Origin of the sequence: Streptomyces sp. NRRL S-340 (assembly GCF_000720185.1) — a bacterium.
Taxonomy (GTDB): Bacteria; Actinomycetota; Actinomycetes; order Streptomycetales; family Streptomycetaceae; genus Streptomyces.
The window spans coordinates 81,934-105,413 of the sequence record NZ_JOIY01000029.1 but is presented as its reverse complement, the minus strand read 5'-3'; the positions used below and the strand labels follow the sequence as shown (position 1 = coordinate 105,413).

Genomic DNA, 23,480 nt, shown 5'->3' with positions numbered 1-23,480 from the left:
CCGGACACTGCCGGTGGGGCCGCCGGAGACGGTGACCCACTCCTCGTCCACCGCCGGCTTGGCGATCTCACCCGACTGCACGTCGTCCACGGCCTTGCGGCCCTCCGCCGGAGGCAGGTCGAAGAGATAGGGCGGGTTGGCGGTCGCCTCCGCGAACGCGGCCGCCGCGGGTTCCAGTACGGGCTGCACGGGCTCTGCGGCCTGCGGGACGTCGGACATGTGCTTCTCCTGGCTTGCTCGTGTTTCCGGTACGTGTTTCCGGTACGCCGTGAGCCACGTTAGGAACACGGGGAGCAGGAGGGTTGCCGAAGCGTGCACGGCCACTGTCCCGACAGCGCACGCACACCGCGCGGACGGCGCGCACCGCCGGGACCAGCCCGCTTTCCCCTCCCGATTGACTTCCTGCATATAGATTGCAATAGCATGCAGTAGGCGTTAAGTGGGCCGGGGAGAACGGGGAAGGACGGGGATGGACTCACCGATCGTGCTGGGCATCGAGTCGTCCTGCGACGAGACCGGCGCGGGCCTCGTCCGGGACGGCCGGCTGCTGGGCCACGCGGTGGCGTCGAGCATGGACGAGCACGCCCGCTACGGCGGTGTCGTCCCGGAGATCGCCGCCCGCGCCCACGTCCACGCCCTGCGACCGGTGATCCGGCGGGCACTGGAGCAGGCGGGGCTGGGCCTCGCCGACCTCGGTGCCGTCGCCGTCACCACCGGCCCCGGCCTCTCCGGCGCCCTTCAGGTCGGCCTCGCGGGCGCGAAGAGCCTCGCCTACGCGCTGGGCCTGCCGCTGTACGGCGTTCACCATCTGGCCGGGCACGTCGCCGCGGACACCCTCGCACACGGCCCGCTGCCCGATCCCTGCGTGGTGCTGATCGTCTCCGGGGGCCACACCTCGCTCCTGCTCGTCCGTGACCTGGCCCGCGACCCGATCAGGCATCTGGGCGACACCCTCGACGACGCCGCGGGCGAGTGCTTCGACAAGGTCGCGCGGGTTCTCGGGCTGCCGTATCCGGGCGGTCCGGCCATCGACCGGGCAGCGCGCGCGGGGGATCCGCGCGCTGTCCCCCTTCCCCGCCCGCTGCCCGGCTCGTACGACTTCTCCTTCTCGGGGCTGAAGTCGGCGGCGGCCCGCTGGGCCGAAGGGCACGCCGGGCGCGAACTGCCCGTGCACGACGGGGCCGCCTCGCTCCAGGAGGCGGTGGCCGACGTCCTGACACGCAAGGCGGTGACGGCGTGCACCGAGCACGGTGTGGGCACGCTGGTCGTGGTCGGCGGGGTCGCCGCGAACTCGCGGGTGCGGTCGCTGGCCGAGGAACGCTGCCGGGCCGCCGGTGTCACGCTGCGGGTGCCGCCGCCGAAGCTGTGCACCGACAACGGCGCGATGATCGCCGCCGTCGGTGACCTCCTCGTACGGGCGGGAGCCCGGCCGGCGCCGCTGGACGTGTCGGCCGACCCGTCCGCCCCGCTGGAGCACGCGGCCCTGCACCCGGTGGCGCCGGCCCGCGCCCGCGCCGCTCGCCCTCTGTGACCGCGGGTCGCCTCGGCGGGCCGCCGGGGCCCGCCGCCCCTTCCCCGGCCTCAGTCCCGTGCCACCACGCGCAGCGTACGGACCGAGGGGTCGGCCGCGTCCGGGATCAGGACGCCGTGTTCGGCCCCGCTGCGCAGGTAGTCCAGCACCTCGTCGGTGATGACCTCACCCGGGGCCACGACCGGCACGCCCGGCGGGTACGGGCTGATCGTCTCCGCGGAGACGCGTCCCGCGGCACGCTCGGCGGGGACGTGCTCCACCGGGGCGAAGAACGCCTCACGCGGCAGCAGCGCCTGCTCCAGTTCGAGGGCCGAGGGGGCGGGCAGGCGGACCGGCGGCTGCTTCTCGATGGACTCGGCGCCCCGGGTGAGCGCGCTCAGGGCGTCCAGCAGCACCTTCTCGGTCTCGTCGTCGTCGGCGTGCGTGATCGAGGCGCTGATCCGGCAGCTGTCGGAACCGCCGACGTCCACCTGGCAGTTGGCGCGCAGCCACTCGGCGGCCTGCATGCCGGTGATGCCGAGTTCCCGTACGTCGATGACGAGCTTGAGCGGGTCCAGGTCGGCCGCACAGCCTTCCTTGACGACCTCCCGGCCCATCGGCCGCAGGCCGGGCAGGTCACCGACCGCCGCCCGGACGCGTTCCGCACGGTGCTGCGCGGCCTCCAGGAGAGCATGCCCCTGTTCGACCATCTGGCGGCGCCAGCCGTCCAGGGTGGCATAGACCAGGGACGAGGCACTGGTGGTGCCCAGCAGGTCCTCGCGCTGCTTGAGCGCCTCCGGCGACACCCGGTCGCCCTGGAGGTGGAAGACGGAACTCTGCTCGATCGCACCGCCCATCTTGTGGACGCTGGTGACCACCAGGTCGGCCTCGGCGTCCATGCCCCAGGACGGCAGCTCGGGGTGGAACGGCAGATGGGCTCCCCACGCCTCGTCCACGATCAGCGGGACGCCGAACTCGTGGCACACCCGGGCCACGCCCGCGATGTCCGCGCAGGTCCCCCACTCGGTGGGCGTGATCAGCAACATGCCCTTGGCGTCCGGGTGTTCCTCAAGGCGGCGGCGCACGTCGTCGGGCTCCGGCGGGTGCGCGAGGTGCCGTTCCGTGTCGAACTTCGGGTGCACCCAGATCGGTTCGACCCCGTTGACGACGACGGCCGCGATCACGGACTTGTGCGCGTTGCGGGACAGCAGCAGCTTCTCCCCCGGTCCGGCCACCGCCAGCATGGCGGTCTTCACGGACAGGGAGCTGCCGCACGTGGAGAAGAACGTCTGTTCGGCGCCGACCGCGTCGGCCATCAGGTCCTGCGCCTGGCTGAGCACGCCCTGGGACTGACGGCGGTCGTCGAGACCGTTGAGCGACAGGACGTCGGAGCGGAACACGTCGATCCCGACGATCTCCGCCACCCGCGGGTCCACTCCGCGCCCCTGCTTGTGCCCCGGTGGGCCGAAGACCACGTCTCCACGGCGCCGGAACTCCTCCAGCGCCTCCAGCACGGGCACCCGCGAGTGATCCATCGTTCCTCCCAGCCGGTTGCGGTTCGCGCTCCCGCGTCGCCGTGCGGTCGCCTCCGCGTCCACCGACGTACGGGAGACACCGAGTCCGACGTACGGAGAAACACCGAGTCCGCCGCCGTGCGGGAACACCGATCGTGTTGCACCGCTGCCGCGATCGAAACCCACGGGTGGACCGAAACCCACGGGTGTCGCCGCGCCGGAAGGTGGCACCCGTTCCCCGCCACGCGGTGCGGGTGTGCAGGCCCGCCGGTGGCACGCGCGGGCGCGGACGGCGGGGCCACGCCCGCGGTGACGTCCGCTGACCCCGCACGAGGAGGCCAGGTGGCACGTACGTCCGACCATGCCGGCGTCGACGCCCGCGACGGGCTCGGCGTCGTCCACGACGGGTCCGGTGCCGCGCACGACGGGTCCCACGCCGTCCACGACCGGCTGCGCGCGGCGGTCGCCGAGCGGGCGGAGCTTTTGTGGGAGACCGCCCGCGCGCTGCACGCCGACCCGGAGAACGCCTTCGCCGAGCACCGGGCCGCGGCCCTGCTCACGGCCCGGCTGGAGGAGGCCGGTTTCGCGGTGGAGCGCGGCACGGCGGGGCTGCCCACCGCGTTCACGGCCCGTTCCGGTCAGGGGCGCCCGGCCGTGGCCCTGCTGCTGGAGTACGACGCCCTGCCCGGCCTCGGTCACGCCTGCGGGCACAACCTCATCGCCGCCGCCGGACTGGGAGCGGCACTCGCGGTCGACGCGGTGCTCGGCGGTTCGGCGGGCTGCGTGATGGCGGTGGGCACCCCGGCCGAGGAGGGCGGCGGCGGCAAGGCCACCGAGACGGAGGCCGGGGTGTTCGACGGTGTCGACGCCGCGCTGATGTTCCACCCCGGCGTGCACAGCTGGTCGCGGGCGCCGCTGACGGCGCAGGTGCAGTACCGGGTGGCCTTCCACGGGCGCGCGGCGCACCCCACCGGCAACCCGACCGAGGGCGTCGACGCGCTCGCCGCCCTGATCGAGCTGTTCAACGTCCTGGCCGGGCTGGGCCGGCGTCTGCCGCCGGCCTCCCACGTCCAGGGCATCATCACGCACGGGGGCACGGCCACCAACATCGTGCCGGAGTACGCGGAGGGCCGGTTCGGCCTGCGCGCGGCCACGACCGGCGCGCTGGAGGAACTGACCGGCCGGCTGCGCGACTGCGCCGAGGGGGTCGCGCTGGCCACGGGGACCAGGGCGGAGACGGTGCGTGCCACGCCCCGCTACGAGCACTTCCGGGACAGCGGTGTCCTGTCCGACCGGTTCGCCGGGCACCTGGCCGGTGCCGGCATCACGCTGACCCCGCCGGTGCCGGGGGTCCAACTGGGCTCGTCGGACATCGGCAACGTGAGCACGCGGGTGCCCGCCATCCACCCGTTCGTCGCGATCATGGACGACGGGTCCGACCACACCCCCGAGTTCGCCGCGGCCGCCGCCTCCCCGCGCGCCCGTGACGTGCTCGTCGCCGTCACCGGCGCACTGGCCTGCACCGCTGCGGACGTGCTGCTGAGCGCGGACCTGCGCGAGGAGGCGTGGGAACGGCACAGGCGGGGCGAGGACTGAGGACGCGTCGCCCGCGACGGCGGGCAGCCCGTCGCGGGCGACGCGACAGGGTGTGGCCCATCACGGGCGGAACGGCGGGGGGCAGCCCTTCGTCTCGGGCGACACGGGAGTGGGCGGCCGGCGGCGCGCGCGGCGGACGGTGCGGGGCGGGGCAGCGCGCCGCGGGCGACGGGCGGCTGACTGCGGGAGGCCGGCGCCGGGTCACCGCGCGGCCGGCGGGCGGCGGTCCGCGCCGGTCACCAGGCCCGCGCCGCCGGCAGTCACCTCAGCGCGGATCCGAACCGGCGGCCGCGTCGAGCAGCAGGCGCGCCGCCACCGCCGCCCCGTCGGTGCGGATGGTGCCGGCCACGGCGCCGGCCCGTGTCCGGGTGGCGGGCGTCAGGGCCGTGCCGAGCGCGGCGGCCAGGGAGGCGGCGGTGGGCGTCCGGCTGTAGTGGGCCGCGCCGATGCCCAGTTCGGCCACCCGCTCCGCCCAGTACGGCTGGTCCGCGATCCGCGGGACCACCACCTGCGGCGCCCCGGCGCGGGCCGCGGCCGTCGTGGTGCCGGCGCCGCCGTGGTGCACGGCGGCGGCCACCCGGCGGAACAGCGCCTGCTGGTTGACCTCGCCGACGACGAAGCAGTCGCCGCCGTCGTCGACCGGGGCGAGGCCGGCCCATCCCCGGGCGAGGACCAGGCGGCGGCCGTGCGCGCGGCTCGCCTCGACGGCCACCCGGGCGATGTCCTCGGGGGCGTGCGCGGCCATGCTGCCGAAGCCCACGTACACCGGCGGTTCACCGGCGTCCAGGAACCGCTCCAGCTCTGCCGGCAGCGGGCGTTCGTCGGGCAGCAACCATGCGCCGGTCTGCTCCAGGGCGAGGTCCGTCATGCCCTGCGACGGGCACAGCACCGGGTCCGCCGCCAGCCACGGCCGGTCGCCGAAGACGTGGTCGCGGACGTTGTCCACCGGCGGCAGGCCGATCGCGGCCCGGCCCTCTCCGAGCGCCCGGCCGTACAGCGCGTCCACCCGCTGGGCGTCCTGCTCCCACAGTTTCCGGTGGTCGGTCTCCTCCGGCGAGGACGGCGTGCCCGGCCGCGAGCCGGGACGGAAGTGCGGCGAGGGCAGCCCGAAGACGTGGAAGCACGCGTACACGTAGGGGATGCCGCGCTTCTCGGCCACGTCCCGCGCGCCGGCCGGCATCAGCCCGGCCGCCAGCAGCGCGTCGCATTCCCGCGCCGCAGCGGCGAGCGTGCGGAACCGCGCGGCGACCAGCTCGGGGGCGAGCCGGAAGGCGTCCTGCGCCGTCGGCGGCCTGGGTCCCGAGACCACCGAGCGCACCGCCGGGCCGAGCGGCACCAGCGGCACGCCCGTACGCGCAAGCAGCGCCGCGAACTCCTCGTCGGGCGGCGCGCACACCGTCACACCCGCGCCGAGTCCGTTCAGTTCCTTCGCCAGTCCCGCCAGTGGTTCGACATCTCCGCGTGACCCCCATGACGTCAGCAATACCCGCACTCGGCGACTCCCGTTTCCGCAGGTTCCGGCTCTCGGCCGCCGATTGTGCGGTACGGACGGGGCCTTGCCGCAAGCCCCCCGGTGCGCTATAAGTTGAGAGTGGCAAGGAGTGGTTTCCTCCTTGCCCTCAGTTTTTTCCGCCGTCGGCCGGCCCTCCGCCGCGCCGGGAGCCCCGCACCGGCCGAGCGGCCGCCCGCCCCGCACCCGACGCGCCGCCGGTCTCACGGCGTGCGGCGCCGGGACGGTGTGAAGGCGTACAGGTCGAGGATGCCGGGCCGGGGAGCCACCCCGGGGCCGCCGGCACGCACCCACGCGACGATGTCCTCCGTGGCGTCGGAGTCGTTGACGAGCCCGAGCCAGACCGGTCGTCCTCCGGCGGCCCGGCCCGCGGCCGACGGCTGGACGACGACCACGTTGGCCTGGTCGCACACGTCGAGGCAGTCGGAGATCCGCACCGGCACCGTCTCCCGCAGCCGCGCGGTCTGCGCGGCGTGATCGACGCCGGTCACCTTGGGACTGCCGCAGCAGCAGTCCCGGCACACGACGACGCGGCACCCCGCCGCACCGCCCCGCGCCCCGGCACCGGCCGATGTGTCCCGCGTCGACGGCTCGGGCACGTCGCACCACTCCCCTCCCGGGGAGATCCGCCCCGGTGTTCGTCGAGGGGGCGACCGCGTGAGTCCTGGCACCCGGGGCCTCGCTCGCCCCGCCTTCCCGCCCGCCGGGGCAGCGGCCTGCCGGAACTCGCCCACCGGTCACAGCGGCGGGACCTCGCCGGATGCACACCGGCTACCTCTCACCGCCGTCGCCCGATGTCGCCGGTCATCATCCCATCAGGCGTTTGAGTGTTCAATCCAGAACTGTTACGTTCGGGGCCTCCCGGGACACAGGCACAGCTCGCGCACTGGACGCCGGCCAGGGCACAGCGGGGTGAAGATGGACAAGAGAACGTTCGGCCGGCTGCTGCGCGAGGCGCGGCAGCGGTCCCTGCTGACGCTGGAAGGTCTCGCCGAGGCCTCCGGGGTGAGCGTCCGGGCCATCAGCGACATCGAGCGCGGCCACAGCCTGCCCCGGCAGTCGACGCTGAACGAACTGATGGACGCGCTCGAACTGGACGAGGACGGGCGGCGCCGGCTGCGCCAGGCGGTCAGCCGCCGCACGGAGCCCGTCGCCGTCCCGAGGCAGCTTCCTCCCGACCTCGGGGTGTTCCGCAGTCGTGAGGCGGCACTGACGGCGGCCCACGGCATCACCGACCGCGTCACGGCGCGGGGCGGGCACGTCCTCGTCTGCGCCGTGGGCGGCATGGCCGGTGTGGGCAAGACGGCGCTCGCGGTGCACTGGGCGCATCAGGTCGCCGACCGCTTCCCGGACGGTCAGCTCTATGTGGACCTGCGCGGGTTCGAGGCGGCACGGCAGCCCGTGGACCCCGGGGAGGCGCTGGGCGGATTCCTGCGCGCGCTCGGGGTCCCCAGCGGTGACATCCCCTCCGGCACCGGGCAGCGCAGTGCTCTGTTCCGGGAGAAGACCGCGTCGCGGAAGCTGATCGCCGTCCTGGACAACGCCAGGGACGCCGAGCAGGTCAGGCCGCTGCTGCCCGCGTCGTCGGGCTGCCTGACCATCGTCACCTCCCGCAATCAGCTGTCCGGGCTGGTCGCCGGCGAGGGGGCCGGCGTGATCACCCTGGACGTGTGGACGCCGCAGGAGGCACTTGCGGCGCTCGCGGCCAGGATCGGACCCGAACGGTGCCGGGCGGAGCCGGAGGCCGCGGCCGAGCTGGTCGAGCTGTGCGGGTTCCTGCCGCTCGCCGTCGCCGTGGTCGGCGCCCAGCTCAGCGCGGTGCCCCGGATGGGGCTGCGGCGGGCGGCGCGCGAGCTGCGGGAGGCCAGGCCGCGCCTGGACGCCTTCACCGCCGACGACCGGCGGGCCGACGTCCGCGCCGTCTTCTCCTGGTCCTACCAGGCGCTCACGCCCGGGGCGGCCCGGTTCTTCCGTCACCTGTCCCTGCACCCCGGGCCGTCGGTGACCGCCGCCGCCGCTGCCTCGCTCGCCGCCGTGGAGGTGCCGGTGGCCCGGCGGCACCTGCGGGAGCTGACCGCGGCCAGCCTGCTCTCCCGCGACTCCGAGGGGCGTTACGTCCTGCACGACCTGGTACGGGCCTACGGCGGCGAACTGGCCGACGAGCAGCAGGACGACCGCCTCGGCGCCCAGGCGCGCCTGCTCGACTACCTCCGCCACCACGCCCACACCGCCAACCGCCACGTGTCGCAACTGGAGCCCGAGCCGGCGTACCCGCCGGCGGAGGGCGTCGCGCACGTCGCGATCACCAGCCGTGAGGACGCGCTGGACTGGTACCAGCAGGAGGAACCGGCCGCGGGACCCGCCGTACGGTTCCTGGAGGACCCGCGGCTGCTGCGGCTGCGCGGCGACTGCGCGCGCGAGTGGATCGGCTACAACGTGATCGCGGGGCGCTGGGCCGAGGAGATCCCCGCCGCGCGGGTCGGGCTGGAGGCCGGTCTCGCGCTCGGCGACCCGGTCGCCACCGTGCGCAGCCGCTCGAACCTGACGCGGGCGCTGCTGGAGACCGGGCACACCGCGGAGGTCGACGAGTCGATCGAGGTGATCCTCGGCGAACTGGATGGGCTGCCCGCCGGGTTCCGGGCGCGCGTCGAGTGCGAGATCGGGTTCTTCCGCATCCGGCAGGGCCGGTTCGCCGAGGCCCTGGAGCATCCTCGCAGAGCGCTGGAGCTGTACCGCGCGGCCGGGCGGAGGGACGGGGTCGCGAGCACGCTCAGCAATGTCGGCTGGGTGCTGGCCCACACCGGTGCCTACGAGGAGGCCATCGCCACCTGCGAGCAGGCGCTCCCGCTGCTGCGGGAGACCGGGAACCTCCTGTTCGAGGCCGGCGCGTGGGACGCGATCGGCTTCGCCCAGCAGGGGCTGGGCCGTCTCGACGCGGCGATCGAGGGGTACGAGAGGGCGCTCGCGCTGTTCGCGGACCTCCACGACGACTACAACCGGGCCGACGTCCTGGACCACCTCGCCTCGGCCCAGCTGGAGCGCGGGCAGCACGAGCAGGCGCGGGCCAACTGGATCCGCGCGGCGGAGCTGTTGAGCGCCCTGCGGGTGCGCCGCGCCGCGGACATGCGGGCCAAGGCCGAGACTCTGGCGCTGCCGAAGGTCCGTCCGGCCCGCTGACGCGCGGGCGCACGGCCGGTCGCACCGCCTTCCCCACACCGGCGCACGGCCGGTCGCACCGCCTTCCCCACACCGGCGCACAGCCGGCCGCACCACCTTCCCCACACCGGCGCACAGCCGGTCGCGCCGTCCTTCCGACGCGGGTGGCGGCCGCCTGCTGCGCCCACCTGCCCGCCCCCCCTCGGCCTCTTCTCCTGACGGGCCCTCACTCAGCCCAACCTGCGCATTTGACAGCTCACTTGACTTGATATGACACACGCTGTTGAATCTCTCACATCGACAAGTCGGCTCGGAGGGCGGGACAGGCGATGGGGGACGACAGCACAGTCGGCATCATCCTGGCCGGCGGGCGGGGCGAGCGGGCGAAGCCCATCACCCTGCAGTCCGCCGACTACATCCGCAGCAAGGCGCTCATTCCGTTCGCCGGCAGGCCGCTCATCGAATGGATCGTCGAGGCCTGCCGTGACCAGGGCATACGCCGTTTCCACGTAGTGGCGCAGGGGGTGGAGAACCGCAGCCAGATCAAACTCGTGCTCGGCCACGGCGAGCGCTACGGAGTGGAGATCGACTACTCACGGGCCCGCTTCGACCCGTACAACGTGGGATCCGGCGCGGCCACCCTGCACAACCTGGAGCAGTGGAACCTGACGGGCACCGCACTGGTCCTGCCCGTGGACTCGCTGTTCGAGTTCTCGCTGGACAGGCTGCTCGCCGCCCAGCGCGACACCGGCGCGGTGGTCACCGTGGCCGCCGTCTCCCGTACCCCCGAGGAGATCGCCGGAAAGTACGGCGTCATGCGCACCACCGCGGCGGGCCTGGTGTGCGGCTTCCTGGAGAAGCCCCGACTGCCCGTCATCGAGCGGGAGTTCCCCGAGATCACGCAGCCGCAGGGGCCGCGCACCCTGGCCACCAACGCCGGGATGTACCTGATCGACTGCGCCCGGCTCCGGCTCGCCGCGCGCACCCCCGAACTCATCCGCCTCGCCCAGCAGCGCCTCGACTGGGGCAACGACCTGCTCCCCCGCCTCGTCGGCCTCGGTCACCCGGTGGCCGTCGAACCCATCGCACGCCTGGGCGACCTCGGCAACATCCACGACTACCTGGGCACGCTCGGCGACGCGCTCAGCGGCCTGTACCCGCAGATGGATCGGGCCCTCGGCACCCCGCTCAGCGCGGACCCGCGGTACTGGATCCACGAGAGCAGCCTGCGCGCCAAGGACCACATCACCGGGACCACCCTCGCCCAGAAGATCGCCGAGGGCAGCGTCGTCATCGGTCCGGGCGTCCGCATCGGCCGGCACGTGGAGATCGGCGCGGGCGTGCGGCTGCGTGCCACGGACGTCGGGGACGGCGTCGACCTGCACGAGGGCGCCCAGGTGGAGGGCAGTGTGCTCGGCGACTCCGCCGTCATCGGAGCGTACGCGCACATCAGCGACTCCTACGTGGGCCCGATGGTGCAGGTGCGCTCCGACGCCCGCGCCCCGGTACGGCTCGAAGCGCTCTCGGCCGTCGGCGACGGCGCCCAGCTGTGGTCGGGGACACGGCTCTCGGGCGTCAGCGTCTATCCGCGGCTGCGGGTGCCGGCCGTCTCCGGAGTGCCCAGCGGCACCCAGCTCACCAGCTCGGACGACATCCTGCAGTGGGTGTGACCCGCCCCCTGCACCCCTTGAGGAGAGGTTCCAGTGAACACTGCCATCGCCGTGATCGGCGGCACGGGCCGGGTCGGACGGATCGTCACCCGCAAGCTCCTCGACCGCGGTGAGTCCGTCCGCGTCATCGGTCGCAGCACACAGCGCGCCCGCCGCCATCTGCCGCCCCGCGCGCAGTTCTTCCTCGGCGACGTCCGCGACCCCGAGTCCCTGTCCGCCCCGCTGGACGGCTGCTCCGCCGTCGTCTACACCGTGGAACCCGGCACCGACCCCGCGGGCCCCGACAGTCCGCGAAGCACCCTGCACGCGGGGGTGCTCAACACCCTGGACGCGCTCCAGCGCCACAACGCTCTCGGACGCGCGCAGTTCGTCCTCGTCAGCCAGCGGCACGTGACCCGTCCCGAACATCCGATGAACGCCTACGGGCGCATGCTCGACTGGCGGCTGGCCGGTGAGAACGCCGTCCGCGCCTCCGGCCTCGACTACACGATCATCCGCCCGGGCTGGCTGACCGACCGCACCGAACTGGCCGACGACGGCCGCGTCCACCTGGAGCAGGGCGACCGCAGGGACGGTTACGTCGCCCTCCAGGACGTGGCCGAGGCCTGCGTCCAGGCCCTGTACTGCCCGTCCGCCAAGGGACTGACCTTCGAGATGCGCAACGGCGCGGGCAGCCCTCCCGGCGACTGGGAGGACCTGTTCGCGGGGCTCAGCGCGGACGAGTCCGTCCCGCTGCACGCCCCGGCCTGAACACCCCGGCCCGGACACCTCGGCCCCTCGTCACCACGGCACGTGCACGCCCCCCTTTGACGCGAAACCGGAGACCACCATGACCGAGACGCCGCAGATCTCGGCGGGACGCCCCCAGCCTCTGGGTTCCACCGTCGTCGACGGCGGAGTCAACTTCTCCGTCTTCTCGGAGCACGCCACCCGTGTCGACCTGCTGCTCTTCGACAAGTGCGATGACCCGCGGCCCTCGCGGACCATCCACCTCCACCCCGACAAGCACCGCAGCTTCCACTTCTGGCACTGCCACGTCGCCGGCATCGGTGCCGGACAGGTCTACGCGTACCGGATGGACGGACCGCGCGACCCCAAGCGGTCGGGCACCCGCTTCGACCACCGCAAGGTGCTGCTCGACCCGTACGCCCGCGCCAACATCAACTCCCGCTGGAACCGCACGCTGGCGATCGGGCTGCAGGACAACGTCGAGACGTGCATGCGCAGCCTCGTCGTCGACCTCGACGACTACGACTGGGAGGGCGACCAGCCGCTGCGCACGCCGATGGAGGACACGGTCATCTACGAGATGCACGTGCGCGGTCTGACGGCGTCGCCCACGTCGCGGGCGGCGAGCCCGGGGACGTTCTCCGCGGTGATCGAGAAGATCCCGCACCTCAAGCGGCTCGGCGTCACCGCCGTCGAACTGCTGCCCGTCTTCGACTTCGACGAGACGCACGTCCTGCGCAACGGCCCGGACGGGACCCCGCTGCACAACTACTGGGGCTACGACCCGTACGGATTCTTCGCGCCGCACACCGGCTACTGCACCTCGCCCCATCTGAACACGCACATCGCGGAGTTCAGGGACATGGTCAAGGCGCTGCACCGGGCCGGCATCGAGGTGATCCTCGACGTCGTCTTCAACCACACCAGCGAGGGCAACGAGTTCGGCCCGACCATCAGCTTCCGCGGCCAGGCCAACGAGGCGTACTACCACCTGTGGCCGCAGGACCGCAGCCACTACATGGACTTCACCGGCTGCGGCAACGCGGTCAACGCCAACCACCCCTTCGTCGCCAAGTTCATCGTCGAGTCCCTGGAGTACTGGGTCACCGAGCACCACGTCGACGGCTTCCGCTTCGACCTGGCCTCCGAGCTGTCGCGCGGCGACCAGGGCTACGAGATGCCGGTGCCGCCGGTCCTGTGGGCGATCGAGCTGTCCAAGGTGCTCGCCGAGACGAAGATCATCGCCGAACCGTGGGACGGGGGCGGCCTCTACCAGGTGGGCCGCTTCCCCGGCAAGCGCTGGGCTCAGTGGAACGGGCCGTTCCGAGACGACGTGAGGCGCTTCGTGCGCGGGGACGCCGGAGTGGTCGGTGACCTCGCCAAGCGGCTCGGCGGCTCCGAGGACCTCTTCGGCCCGCAGAAGGAACTGCCGACCAACAGCATCAACTTCATCACCTGTCACGACGGCTTCACCCTCAACGACCTGGTGAGCTACGACCACAAGCACAACTACGCCAACGGCGAGGCCGACACCGACGGGGCGGCCGAGAACTTCAGCTGGAACTGCGGGGCCGAGGGCCCCAGCGACGACCCGGAGGTGGAGCGCCTGCGCGTCCGGCAGATCAAGAACCTGCTGTCGGTGCTGATGCTCAGCAGGGGCGTGCCGATGCTGCTGGCGGGTGACGAGTTCCGCAACAGCCAGAACGGCAACAACAACGCGTACTGCCAGGACAACCCGACGTCCTGGCTGGACTGGGACCAGGCCGACAAGGAGGAGGAGACCTTCGAGTTCGTCCGGCGCCTGATCGGGCTGCGGCGCCGCTTCCGCACCTTCCGCGCACCCCACTTCTACACCGGGCACCTCAACTCACGGCAGCTGCCGGACGTCACCTGGCACGGCACGCGCCTGGAGCAGCCCGGCTGGGAGGACACCAACGCACGCGTCCTGGCCTGCACGCTCGGCGGGTTCGACGGCGATCCCGACCTCCACCTGATCCTCAACATGTACCACTTGGGCCTCGACTTCGAGCTGCCGCACATCCGCGGCCACCGCTGGCACCGCATCCTGGACACCGCCCAGGCGGGCCCGCGCGACCTCCTTCCGGCCGGCCAAGAGGAGCCGCACGACGACCACACCTTCCACGCCCACGGCCGCAGCGTCGTGCTGCTGGCGGCCCTGTCTGACGCGAAGGACAACCCCCGATGAGTGGATCCGCAGCACGTCGCCGCACGTTCTCCGACACGCTCGCCGGTTACGTCACCTACTTCAGCCCCACCGGTCGCCGCTTCGGTCTGCGCACCTCGGACGACCGTGAGTTCACCGTTCACCTGCCCCGCAACGTCGCCTCGCGCATCGTGCGCAACCTCGGCGACGACTACCGCGACACCACCGACGCCACCGTGGACATGCTCGCCGAGGGCCGCTACCTGTTCGCGTACGGCATCTGCTACGAGTGGGAGGACGGCGAGCGGTTCGAGGCGAAGGAGATCACCTTCCCCGAGGAGCACCGCGGCGCCTACGTCTTCGAGCACCCCTCCTGGTGGGTCCAGCAGGCCACCGCCGTCGCCGACTTCTACCTGCGCGGTCACTTCCCCGACGGCAAGTACGACTGGCGCAACTTCCGCACGCACCTGACCCTGCACGGCACGCACCTGCCGGACTTCGACGGCACGGACGTGCGCCAGGAGACCGACACCATCTCCCGGCTCGTCTACGGTCTGGCCACCGCCTACCTGCTGACCGGCGAGGACCGCTTCCTGGACGCGGCCGAGTCGGGCACGGAGTACCTGCGCGAGCACATGCGGGTCACCGACGAGCAGGACGGGTTCGTCTACTGGTACCACGGCATCGACGTCACCCCGACCGGCCAGCGCAAGGTGTACGCCTCGGAGTTCGGCGACGACGTCGACGCCATCCCGATGTACGAGCAGATCTACGCGCTCGCCGGCCCCACCCAGACGTACCGGATCACCGGTGACCCGCGGATCCTGGAGGACATCGACCGCACGGTGACCCTGTTCGAGCGGTTCTTCAGGGACCCGGAGCACGGCGGGTTCTTCTCGCACATCGACCCGATCACGCTCGACCCGCACGCCGACTCGCTCGGCCCCAACCGGTCGCGCAAGAACTGGAACTCGGTCGGCGACCACGCCCCCGCGTACCTGATCAACGCCTACCTGGCCACCGGACGCCAGGACTTCGCGGCGCTCCTGGAGGAGACCGCGGACACCATCGTCGAGCGCTTCCCCGACGAACCGGACAGCCCGTTCGTGCAGGAGCGGTTCCACGCCGACTGGTCGCCCGACCGCACCTGGGGCTGGCAGCAGGACCGGGCCGTCGTCGGCCACAACCTGAAGATCGCCTGGAACCTGACCCGTATCAAGTCCCTGATCGACAAGGACGGCTACGGGGCGCTCGCCGAACGCATCGGCGAGATCATGCCGGCCGTGGGCAGCGACCAGCTGCGCGGCGGCTGGTACGACGTGGTGGAGCGCAAGGCCGACCCGGACAGCGGCATGCACCGCATGGTGTGGCACGACCGCAAGGCCTGGTGGCAGCAGGAACAGGCGATCCTCGCCTACCTGATCCTCGCCGGCACCACCAACGACCCCGAGCACCTGCGCCTGGCCCGCGAGGCGGCCTCGTTCCACAACGCGTTCTTCCTCGACTACGACGACGGCGGCGTGTACTTCAACGTGCAGGCCAACGGCATCCCGTACCTGCTCGGCACCGAACGGCTCAAGGGCAGCCACTCCATGGCCGGCTACCACTCCCTGGAGCTGTGCTACCTGGCCGCCGCCTACACCGGCCTGCTCATCAGCAACGACACCCTCACCCTGCACTTCCGTCCGCGTCCGGACGACCTGCCCGACCGCGTGCTGCGCGTCGCGCCCGATCTGCTGCCCGCCGGTTCGGTGGAGCTGACCGGGGTGTGGGTGGACGGCGCCCCGTACCACAACTTCGACGCCAAGGAGCTGACCGTCCGGCTGCCCCACGGCGACGCCCCGGTGCGGGTGCGTGTCGAGCTGGAGGCCGCGCAGATGCGGCTGCGGATGCGCACCGAGTTCGACGGCGACACCGCGCACGTGCGCTGCGCCGGCGTCATCGACACCGCGGAGCTGGAGAAGTTCCGGCGGATCCTGGCCGAGGTGATGGCGGCCGAGCCGCAGCGCGTGGAGTTCCACCTGTGCGAGGTCACCGCGATGAGCCGGCCCGCCATCAACGAACTCCTCTTCCAGCGCACCAAGGCCGGGCTCGACGCCGACTTCGTCATCGTCGGCTGCGCCCTGCCCGACGTCGCCGACGCCCTGCTCGCCACCGATGCCTTCCTCCTCGAGGGCGGGGACGCGTGCGCCCATGACTGAATCCCTGTTCCAGCCGAATGTTCCGCACCGTCCTGGGAGCACTGTGTCCTCTCCGACTCCCCTCTCCGCGTCCCTGCCCCTGTCCTTCCAGGCCTACTGCGGCGACCTGTTCCGTGAACTGGCCCGCTCCGACCAGCGGCGCTGGGGAGAGGTCTATCTGCGGGGCCTGCTGTCGGTGCCGGGCCGCAAGACGCCCACCCGGATCTCCGAGCACGTGCTCGGACGGCCCGCCGTGCAGCAGCTCCAGCAGTTCGTGCACCAGAGCCCGTGGGAGTGCGGGCCGGTGCGGCGGCAGACGGCACTGCGTCTCGCCGGCACCTTCCCGGTCGAGGCCTGGTCGGTGGACGAGGTCGTCTTCGTGAAGAACGGCGACCGTTCGGTGGGTGTGGCCCGCCAGTACGTGCCGTCCCAGGAGCGCACCGTCAACTGCCAGCTCGCCTGCGCGGTCTCCCTGGTGGGCGCCGGAGGGGGCCTGCCGGTGAACTGGCGGCTGCTGCTCCCGCCCCACTGGGACCGGGACGAGGAGTTACGGCGAGCCGCGCACCTGCCCGCGCACGAGCAGTCGCGGCCCCGCTGGCACTACGTCCTGGAGGCGGTCGACGAGATGACGGAGGAGTGGCTGCTCGATCCGCGTCCCGTGCTCGCGGACTGGCGCCACGAGTCCGAGACCGATCCGCTGCTGTGCGGTCTGGAGGCACGGGGCCTCGGTTACCTCGTGCAGGTGTCGCCGCGCACCGCCGTCACCATGCCGCGGCCGCACTCGGCGCTGCCCGCGGTGCGCGGCACGGTCGCCGACCTCGCCGCGCACGTGGCCCGGCGCACCGAGCGCACGCCGGTCAGCTGGCAGGACCCGGTGACCGAGCGCAGGCACCGCTCGCAGTACCTGTCCACGCCCGCGCTGCTGTGCGCGCGGCCGGCGGCCGGCCGGGCCGCGACCGCGCACCGGCCGACCCCGCGGCACCTGGTCGCGGACTGGCCGTTCGGGCGGCCCGAGCCGCGCGCCTACTGGCTGACGAACCTGCCGGCCCGGCGGCTCGCCGAGGCGCTGCCGCTGGCCCAGCTGCGGTCCCTGGCCGGTGCCGGGCTGCAGCGGCTGCACGAGGACTTCGGACTCGGTGACTTCGAGGGCCGCTCCTTCCGCGGCTGGCACCACCACGTCACGCTCGCCTCGGCCGCGCTCGGCTTCGCCGCGCTGCGGGCGGCGGCCGCGCCCCGGCCCGAACGGGTGCTGAGCGGGTCCGCGGTCTGAGCGGGTCCGGTCCGATCCCCTCACGGCACCTGTCCGGTGGCGGTCCGCCCGCCACCGGACAGGTGTGTCCGCCCCTCCGCGTCCGGCCGCGCCCCACCCGGCTCCACCGCCTCCGGCGCTCTCATGTCCGGCACCACCACGTCCGCGCCACCACGTGCGACGCCACCACGTGCGACGCCACCGCGTCCGCGCCACCGCGTCCGCGCCACCGCGTCCGCGCCCTCGCGTCCGACGCCCTCGCATCCGGCTCCACGGTCTTCGGCCCCACGCGCCCCTGGCCCTACCGCGTCCGCTCCGCCTCCTCCGTCTTCTGCCTCCTTCTGGTCCTCGCCTTCGTCTCCGCCTTCGTCCACCCGACCTTCGTCCAGTCGATGTCGCCGAGACCGGGGACCCCGTAGTTCGCGAGCCCGGTCCGGACCGCCATCACCTGCGGGCGCTGGTACAGCTCGATGTCGTGGCCGATGCGCCAGATCTCGGCGTCCGCCTGGTTGTACAGCGCGGCGGCGCGCTTGCTGTCCAGGGTGCCCGCGGCCTGGCGCAGCAGCTTGTCGACGGTGGCGTCACCGACCCTGCCGTAGTTGAGGAACGACTGGGCCCCGCGCGGCCGCTGGTAGATCGACAGGACGCCGCTGGGGTAGGTGAGACCGACGAAGCGGAAGATGGCCAGGTCGAAGTCGCCCTGGTTCAGGTACTTCGCGGTGTAGTCGTTGGTGGGGACCTTCACGATGTCGACCTCGATGCCCGCCCGGGCGAGCATCGACTGGACGAGCTGGGAGAGGTCGAGGCCCAGGCGGTTGGTGGCGGTGCTGATGACGAACCGGAGCCGCAGCTTCTTGCCGTCCTTGGTGCGCGGTCCGCCGTCCCCGTGCCGTTTCCAGCCCGCCCGGTCGAGGATGCGGCACGCCTCCGCGAGGTCGTAGGTGCCCCAGGGGGCGGAGTGGTCGGCGTACCCGGGCTGGTTGGTCATGAAGATGTGGTTGCCGAGCAGGGGCACGCCGACGGGCAGTCCCCGGGCGGCGACGCCGGCCAGCGCCTCCCGGTCGACGGCCCGCTGGACGGCATGCCTGACGTCGACGTCCGCCAGCGGCCCGGCGGCGCCGTTGAGGGCGACGTGCACCTCGTCCCAGGCGGAGCCGGTCCGTATCACGCTGTCCTCGGCGTCCTTCAGCTGGGCGTAGTCCTCGGTGCTGCCGGCGTTGACGGCGTCGATCTCGCCGTTGCGGTAGGCCTGCAGGGCGGCGGCGGGCAGCAGGGTGCGCAGTACGATCTTGTCGAGCCGGGGCCGGGCGCCCCACCAGTGGGGGTCGCGGACGACGGTGGCGGTCTCGGTGGTCCGGTCGAGCGAGCCGATCGTGAACGGCCCCGCGGTGACCGGGACCCGGCCGATCCAGCCCTGGTTGAACTGCGCGGGAGTGGTGATCGCGGAGGCCGGGTACAGCGGCGTGAACAGCCGCTGCCAGTCGGTGTAGGGGGTGCGGAAGACGATCTTCACCTCGTGGGCGCCGGGCCCGTCCGGGCCTTCGCCCACCGATGCGATCTGGTCATAGCCGGTGGGGTCGGCGACGTGGTAGCGGTCGTCACCGCGGCCGACGGCCCGCCACTGCGCGGCGAAGTCGGCCGCCGCGACGGGCCGCCCGTCGGACCAGCGGGCCCTGGGGTTGAGCCGGTAGACGACGGTCTGCGGCGCCGTGTCGGTGACCTTCGCCGACAGGAGGTAGTCGGTGTCGGGGCGGGGGACCCCGGTGGCGTCGCGCCGGAAGAGACTGGGTTCCACCAGCTGCGCGAGCTGCCACACCCCGTCGGTGGCCCCGTCGACCTGGTGGAAGTTGAGCTGGGTGGGCCAGGCGGAGATGCCGAGGGTGAGCGTCCCGCCGTCGCGGAGCCGGGCGGCCGGCGCGGCGCCGATGCTCTGGGAGCCGTACGTCGCCGCCGCGGCGGGCCGACCCGTGTCCGGTGGACCGCCCGGACCGCTGCACCCCACGAGCACCGCCGCCGCCAGCAGTCCGACGATGACGGCTTTGACGCGGCGTAATCGGCTCACAGGGTCCTCCTGGTCAATGCAAAAGATCACCAAAGGATGCGAACTGACCTACGATTTCGGTCAGTTGAATTTATCATCGACGGGTAACGCGCTCACCAACTCAGCCCGCCGCCCGTCCACCGAGGAGGCTCATGGCCGGCCGTGCGCTCGCGCGCATCGCGCGCAGCGGCGCCCTCCTCCTCGTCTCGGTCCTCGTGTCGTACGTGATCGCCTCGGTGGCGCTCAGCCCGCGCGCCCACTTCGAGAACCGCACCCCCCGGCCGCCCGCCTGGGCGGTCGACCACGAGCTGGCCGCGCTCGGCCTGGACGACCGCACTCCGGTCCTCGTCCGGTTCGGGCACTGGTCGTGGCGGGCGCTCCACGGTGACCTCGGACGCACGCTCGACGGCGGCTCGGTGAACGCGGAGTTCGGGCGGCGGGTCGGTGTCTCGGTGCGGCTGCTGCTGGCGGGCACGGTGGTGGGGACGGGCCTCGGGGTGCTCGCGGGCCTGTGGGCGGCCGTGCGCCGGGGCCGCCTGCCGGACCATGCGCTGACGGTCCTCTCCTTCCTGGTGCTGTCCGTCCCCACGTTCGTGCTCGCCCTGCTGCTCAAGGACGGCGCGCTCTCCTTCAACCACGGCGTCGGCCACACGGTCATCCGTTACACGGGCGAGTCGACACCGGGCCGCAGGGGCGGCTGGCTGTCGCAACTCGCCGACCGGGCATCCCACTTGGTGCTGCCGACCGCGACGGTGGCGCTCGGCACGATCGCGTCCTACAGCCGCTACCAGCGCGCCGCGACCCTGGACGTGCTGTCCGCCGACCATCTGCGCGCCGCGCAGGCCAAGGGCCTCACGCCCGGCCGGGCGCTGCTCCGCCACGGTCTGCGGGTCTCGCTCGTGCCGATGACGACGTTCTTCTCCTTCGGCTTCCTCGCCCTGTTCACCGGTTCGGTCTTCGCCGAGCAGATCTTCGGCTGGCCCGGCATGGGGTGCTGGTTCCTGGACGCGGCGCAGGAGGGCGACGTCAACTCGGTCGTCGCGGTCTGTCTCTTCGCGGCCGTGGCGGTGCTCCTGGCGGGGCTGCTCGCCGACGCGCTGCTGCTGGTGCTCGACCCGCGGGTACGCCGGTGACACGGGCCCTGAGGCGGTCCCCGGCCGCACTCATGGGCCTCTTCCTGATCACGTCGCTGTGCCTGTACGCGGCCGTCGGGCCGTACGTCTCCGCGTGGTCCCCCACCGACGTCGACTACGCGGCGCTCAGCGCGCCGCCGGATCCGAGCCACTGGTTCGGCACCAACCGGATCGGGCAGGACGTGTTCGCGCAGACCGCGCGGGGTCTGCAGAAGTCCCTGCTGATCGGCCTGTTCGTGGCGCTGGCGGGTACGGCCTTCGCCGCCCTGGCCGGCACCTGCGCCGGGTACTTCGGCGGCTGGACCGACCGGGCCCTCACGTTCCTGGTGGACGTGTTCCTCGTGGTGCCGGGTTTCCTGGTGCTCGTCGTGGTGGCGCCCGCGCTGCGCCCGGCGGGCTGGGTGGCCTACGCGGGGGCGCTGGCCGCGCTCGGCTGGATGCTCACGGCGCGGGCGGTCCGCGCGATGGCGCTCTCCCTGCGTGAGCGCCCGTACGTGACGGCGGCCCGGCACATGGGCGTACGTCCCCTGGTCATCGTCCGCCGCCACATCCTGCCGCACATGACGTCCTTCCTGATCGCCCACGCGACGGTCTCGACGGCCGGTGCTGTGGTCAGCGAGGCGGGCCTGTCCTACGCCGGTTTCGGTGTGCAGCCGCCCGACGTGTCCCTGGGCACGCTGATCGCGGACAGCACGGAGGCCGCGCTGACCTACCCGTGGATGTTCTTCTTCCCCACCGGCATGCTGCTCTGCTTCGTCCTCGCGGTGAACCTGGTCGGCGACGCGCTGCGCCTGGCGCTCGACCCGTCGGCCGCCCGGGCCGGGGTCCCGGCATGAGCACGGTCCTCGAACTCCGGGACCTGTACGTGGAGTTCGGCCCCGGAATCGTCGCCGTGCGTGGTGTCGACCTCACGCTGCGCCGCGGCGAGGTGCTCGGTCTGGTCGGCGAGTCGGGCGCCGGCAAGTCCCTGACGGCGCTCGCGGCGCTCGGCCTGCTGCCGCGCGGGGCGCGGGTGCGCGGCTCGGTGCGGCTGCTCGGCACCGAGCTGGTCGGCCTTCCCGTACGCGACCTCGCGCGGCTGCGCGGCAGCCGGATCTCCCTGGTGTTCCAGGACCCGCTGGCCGCGTTCACGCCGGTGCACCGCATCGGGGACCAGATCGGCGAGGTGCTGCGCATCCACGAACGGCCGCGCCCCGGCCGCCGTTCGGCGCGGCGCCGTGCGGTCGAGCTGCTGACCGAGCTGGGCGTCCCCGAGCCGGAGCGGGTCTGCCGCGCCTACCCGCACGAACTCTCCGGCGGTCTGCGCCAGCGCGCCATGATCGCCATGGCTGTCGCGGGCCGCCCCGATGTCATCGTCGCCGACGAACCCACCAGTTCCCTCGACGTCAGCGCGCAGGCCGAGATCCTCGCGGCCCTGCGGCAGGCGCGGGCGGCCACGGGGGCGGCACTGCTGCTCGTCAGCCACGACCTCGGCGCGGTCGCGGGCACGGCCGACCGGGTGGCGGTGATGTACGCGGGCCGGGTGGTGGAGTCCGCCCCGGCGGACACCCTGTTCGCCGGCCCCCGGATGCCGTACACGGTGGGACTGCTCGCCGCGGCCCCGCGCCTGGACGCGGCCCACGCGCTGACCCAGATACCGGGCAGGCCGCCGGCGCCGGGCGAAGGGAACGGGGGCTGCGGGTTCGCCCCGCGCTGCCCGGTGGCGGGCCCGGGGTGCGCGAGTACCGTGCCCGAGCTGGAACTCGTGCCCGCCGGCGCGCCGCCGGCCGCGGGAGCCACGGCCCCGGTACCCCGTCCGCCGGCGCACACCCGGCCGCCCGCGGGGGGCGGCCACCTGGTGGCCTGCCTGGACCCCGGGGCCACGGCCACCCGCACGGCGGCGGACCTCTACCCCACCTCTCCCCCGCCCAGGCCACGTCCCCGCACCCCGGTGCCGGCCTCGGCCCTGAGCGGCAACCCGCCCCTGGACGCGCCGGCCCTGCGGGTCACGGCCTTGGGGGCCTCCTACGGCACCCACCGTGCCGTGCACCACGCAGACCTCCAGGTCCGCGGCGGCGAGACCGTCGCACTGGTCGGCGAGTCCGGCGCCGGGAAGTCGACGACGCTGGCCCGGATCATCGCCCTCACCGCACCGGAGTCCGGGCGCGTCGAGGTCCTGGGACAGGACACGGCCCGGCTCACCCGGTCCGGGGCGCGGCGCCTGCGCGGACGGGTGCAGATGGTGCTCCAGGACCCCGCGGCGAGCCTGGACCCCCGGATGACGATCGCCCGGATCATCGCCGAGCCGCTGGAGGCCCAGGGCGCACCCGCCGCCCACGTGGCTTCCCGGACGGCCGAGTTGCTCGCCCAGGTGGAGCTGGACCCGCGGACCGCCGGACGGCTCCCGCACCAGCTCTCCGGCGGCCAGGTGCAGCGCGTGGCCCTGGCCCGCGCCCTCGCCGTCCGTCCCGAACTGCTCCTGCTGGACGAGCCCGTCTCGGCGCTCGACGTCTGTGTGCAGGCGGGCATCATCGCCCTGCTGCGCCGTCTGACCTCCGCGCCCGGCAGTCCGGCCTGTCTGCTCGTCTCGCACGACCTCGCGGTGGTGCGGCAGCTCGCGGACCGGGTCGTGGTCATGCACGGAGGCCGGACCGTGGAGTCGGGCACCGTCGACGCGGTGTTCGACCGTCCCCGGCACCCGTACACACGCGCGCTGCTGTCCGCCGTGCCCGTCCTCGGGCCGCGCGCGCGGCGGCCCCGGCCGGTCCGGCCGCTCACCCCCTGGGAGGACGTCGACACGTCCACCGGCTGCGCCTACCGGGGGAGCTGCCCCGTCTACCGCCGGCTCCCGGCGGAGCACCGTCTGCTGTGCGAGCGCGACCTCCCCTCGCCCCCGGCGGCGGACGGCGCTGCCTGCCATTTCCCCTGGACGGACGAGGGGATGTCCCTCCACAACCGGCCGGCCCCGGAGGAACACCCCCCTGCTGCCCAGTGATCCGGCAGGGCGTCCGGTGCGCCGGGGCCGGGCCCCGGTTCCCCCCGGGCGGCT

The 23,480-nt window shown here is 73.3% G+C and carries 15 protein-coding genes, 1 pseudogene and 1 riboswitch; of the genes and pseudogenes, 11 read left to right on the top strand and 5 right to left on the bottom strand.

What is annotated here, in order from left to right; translation table 11 throughout:
- A pseudogene (locus IG64_RS23015) lies at positions 1 to 219 on the bottom strand (esterase); the annotation flags it as partial.
- A 250-nt stretch (positions 220 to 469) separates the two neighbouring features.
- On the opposite strand from IG64_RS23015, the gene tsaD reads away from it, so the two are divergent.
- The gene (tsaD, locus tag IG64_RS23010; protein ID WP_037859261.1) at positions 470 to 1,531 is read left to right on the top strand and encodes a tRNA (adenosine(37)-N6)-threonylcarbamoyltransferase complex transferase subunit TsaD; all 1,062 of its coding nucleotides are present in this window, start codon (positions 470 to 472) and stop codon (positions 1,529 to 1,531) included.
- Between the two features lie 50 nt (positions 1,532 to 1,581).
- On the opposite strand, the gene IG64_RS23005 is transcribed toward tsaD, so the two are convergent.
- Complete coding sequence (locus tag IG64_RS23005) at positions 1,582 to 3,045, bottom strand: aminotransferase class I/II-fold pyridoxal phosphate-dependent enzyme (protein WP_037859260.1); 1,464 nt, start codon at positions 3,043 to 3,045, stop codon at positions 1,582 to 1,584.
- A gap of 429 nt (positions 3,046 to 3,474) precedes the next feature.
- Between IG64_RS23005 and IG64_RS23000 the strand changes: the two genes are divergently transcribed.
- On the top strand, positions 3,475 to 4,620 hold the full coding sequence (locus IG64_RS23000) for an amidohydrolase (protein WP_037859300.1): 1,146 nt from the start codon (positions 3,475 to 3,477) through the stop codon (positions 4,618 to 4,620).
- 265 nt (positions 4,621 to 4,885) lie between these two features.
- Here the strand turns inward: IG64_RS23000 and IG64_RS22995 are convergent, their stop codons facing one another.
- Both IG64_RS22995 and IG64_RS22990 read right to left on the bottom strand, forming a co-directional pair.
- Positions 4,886 to 6,112, bottom strand: a complete 1,227-nt coding sequence (locus IG64_RS22995; RefSeq protein WP_037859259.1) for a glycosyltransferase — start codon at positions 6,110 to 6,112, stop codon at positions 4,886 to 4,888.
- A gap of 221 nt (positions 6,113 to 6,333) precedes the next feature.
- The gene (locus tag IG64_RS22990) at positions 6,334 to 6,654 is read right to left on the bottom strand and encodes a hypothetical protein (protein ID WP_037859297.1); all 321 of its coding nucleotides are present in this window, start codon (positions 6,652 to 6,654) and stop codon (positions 6,334 to 6,336) included.
- A gap of 138 nt (positions 6,655 to 6,792) precedes the next feature.
- Positions 6,793 to 6,902: riboswitch (cobalamin riboswitch) on the bottom strand.
- A gap of 146 nt (positions 6,903 to 7,048) precedes the next feature.
- On the opposite strand from IG64_RS22990, the gene IG64_RS22985 reads away from it, so the two are divergent.
- The 6 genes from IG64_RS22985 to IG64_RS22960 all read left to right on the top strand — a co-directional run bounded on the left by IG64_RS22985 (position 7,049) and on the right by IG64_RS22960 (position 17,299).
- Complete coding sequence (locus IG64_RS22985) at positions 7,049 to 9,307, top strand: ATP-binding protein (protein ID WP_037859295.1); 2,259 nt, start codon at positions 7,049 to 7,051, stop codon at positions 9,305 to 9,307.
- Between the two features lie 308 nt (positions 9,308 to 9,615).
- Positions 9,616 to 10,956: a sugar phosphate nucleotidyltransferase gene (locus IG64_RS22980; RefSeq protein ID WP_037859256.1), complete on the top strand. Its 1,341-nt coding sequence runs from the start codon at positions 9,616 to 9,618 to the stop codon at positions 10,954 to 10,956.
- Between the two features lie 33 nt (positions 10,957 to 10,989).
- Positions 10,990 to 11,706: an SDR family oxidoreductase gene (locus tag IG64_RS22975; protein WP_037859254.1), complete on the top strand. Its 717-nt coding sequence runs from the start codon at positions 10,990 to 10,992 to the stop codon at positions 11,704 to 11,706.
- Positions 11,707 to 11,785: 79 nt separating this feature from the next.
- Complete coding sequence (gene glgX / locus IG64_RS22970; protein ID WP_037859251.1) at positions 11,786 to 13,891, top strand: glycogen debranching protein GlgX; 2,106 nt, start codon at positions 11,786 to 11,788, stop codon at positions 13,889 to 13,891.
- Entirely contained in the window at positions 13,888 to 16,050 is a 2,163-nt protein-coding gene (locus IG64_RS22965) for an AGE family epimerase/isomerase (protein WP_037859248.1), read from the top strand. The genes glgX and IG64_RS22965 overlap by 4 nt, the downstream gene beginning before the upstream one ends.
- Before the next feature lie 43 nt (positions 16,051 to 16,093).
- Complete coding sequence (locus tag IG64_RS22960; RefSeq protein WP_037859245.1) at positions 16,094 to 17,299, top strand: transposase; 1,206 nt, start codon at positions 16,094 to 16,096, stop codon at positions 17,297 to 17,299.
- A gap of 280 nt (positions 17,300 to 17,579) precedes the next feature.
- On the opposite strand, the gene IG64_RS22955 is transcribed toward IG64_RS22960, so the two are convergent.
- The gene (locus IG64_RS22955; protein WP_051813251.1) at positions 17,580 to 19,340 is read right to left on the bottom strand and encodes an ABC transporter family substrate-binding protein; all 1,761 of its coding nucleotides are present in this window, start codon (positions 19,338 to 19,340) and stop codon (positions 17,580 to 17,582) included.
- A 131-nt stretch (positions 19,341 to 19,471) separates the two neighbouring features.
- On the opposite strand from IG64_RS22955, the gene IG64_RS22950 reads away from it, so the two are divergent.
- Genes IG64_RS22950 through IG64_RS22940 form a run of 3 tightly spaced genes read left to right on the top strand, consistent with a single transcriptional unit; the run spans position 19,472 to position 23,426 of the window.
- On the top strand, positions 19,472 to 20,452 hold the full coding sequence (locus IG64_RS22950) for an ABC transporter permease (RefSeq protein ID WP_037859243.1): 981 nt from the start codon (positions 19,472 to 19,474) through the stop codon (positions 20,450 to 20,452).
- Entirely contained in the window at positions 20,449 to 21,288 is an 840-nt protein-coding gene (locus IG64_RS22945; RefSeq protein WP_420709963.1) for an ABC transporter permease, read from the top strand. Before IG64_RS22950 ends, IG64_RS22945 begins: the two co-directional genes overlap by 4 nt.
- Positions 21,285 to 23,426, top strand: coding sequence for a dipeptide ABC transporter ATP-binding protein (locus IG64_RS22940; protein WP_037859239.1), 2,142 nt, complete (start codon positions 21,285 to 21,287; stop codon positions 23,424 to 23,426). Before IG64_RS22945 ends, IG64_RS22940 begins: the two co-directional genes overlap by 4 nt.
- Positions 23,427 to 23,480: the final 54 nt, after the last annotated feature.

Excerpts from the sequence above, each read along its gene's own strand:
- tsaD (WP_037859261.1), top strand. The coding sequence starts at position 470 with ATGGACTCACCGATCGTGCTGGGCATCGAGTCGTCCTGCGACGAGACC.
- IG64_RS23005 (WP_037859260.1), bottom strand. The coding sequence starts at position 3,045 with ATGGATCACTCGCGGGTGCCCGTGCTGGAGGCGCTGGAGGAGTTCCGG.
- IG64_RS22985 (WP_037859295.1), top strand. The coding sequence starts at position 7,049 with ATGGACAAGAGAACGTTCGGCCGGCTGCTGCGCGAGGCGCGGCAGCGG.
- IG64_RS22980 (WP_037859256.1), top strand. The coding sequence starts at position 9,616 with ATGGGGGACGACAGCACAGTCGGCATCATCCTGGCCGGCGGGCGGGGC.
- glgX (WP_037859251.1), top strand. The coding sequence starts at position 11,786 with ATGACCGAGACGCCGCAGATCTCGGCGGGACGCCCCCAGCCTCTGGGT.
- IG64_RS22965 (WP_037859248.1), top strand. The coding sequence starts at position 13,888 with ATGAGTGGATCCGCAGCACGTCGCCGCACGTTCTCCGACACGCTCGCC.
- IG64_RS22950 (WP_037859243.1), top strand. The coding sequence starts at position 19,472 with ATGGCCGGCCGTGCGCTCGCGCGCATCGCGCGCAGCGGCGCCCTCCTC.
- IG64_RS22940 (WP_037859239.1), top strand. The coding sequence starts at position 21,285 with ATGAGCACGGTCCTCGAACTCCGGGACCTGTACGTGGAGTTCGGCCCC.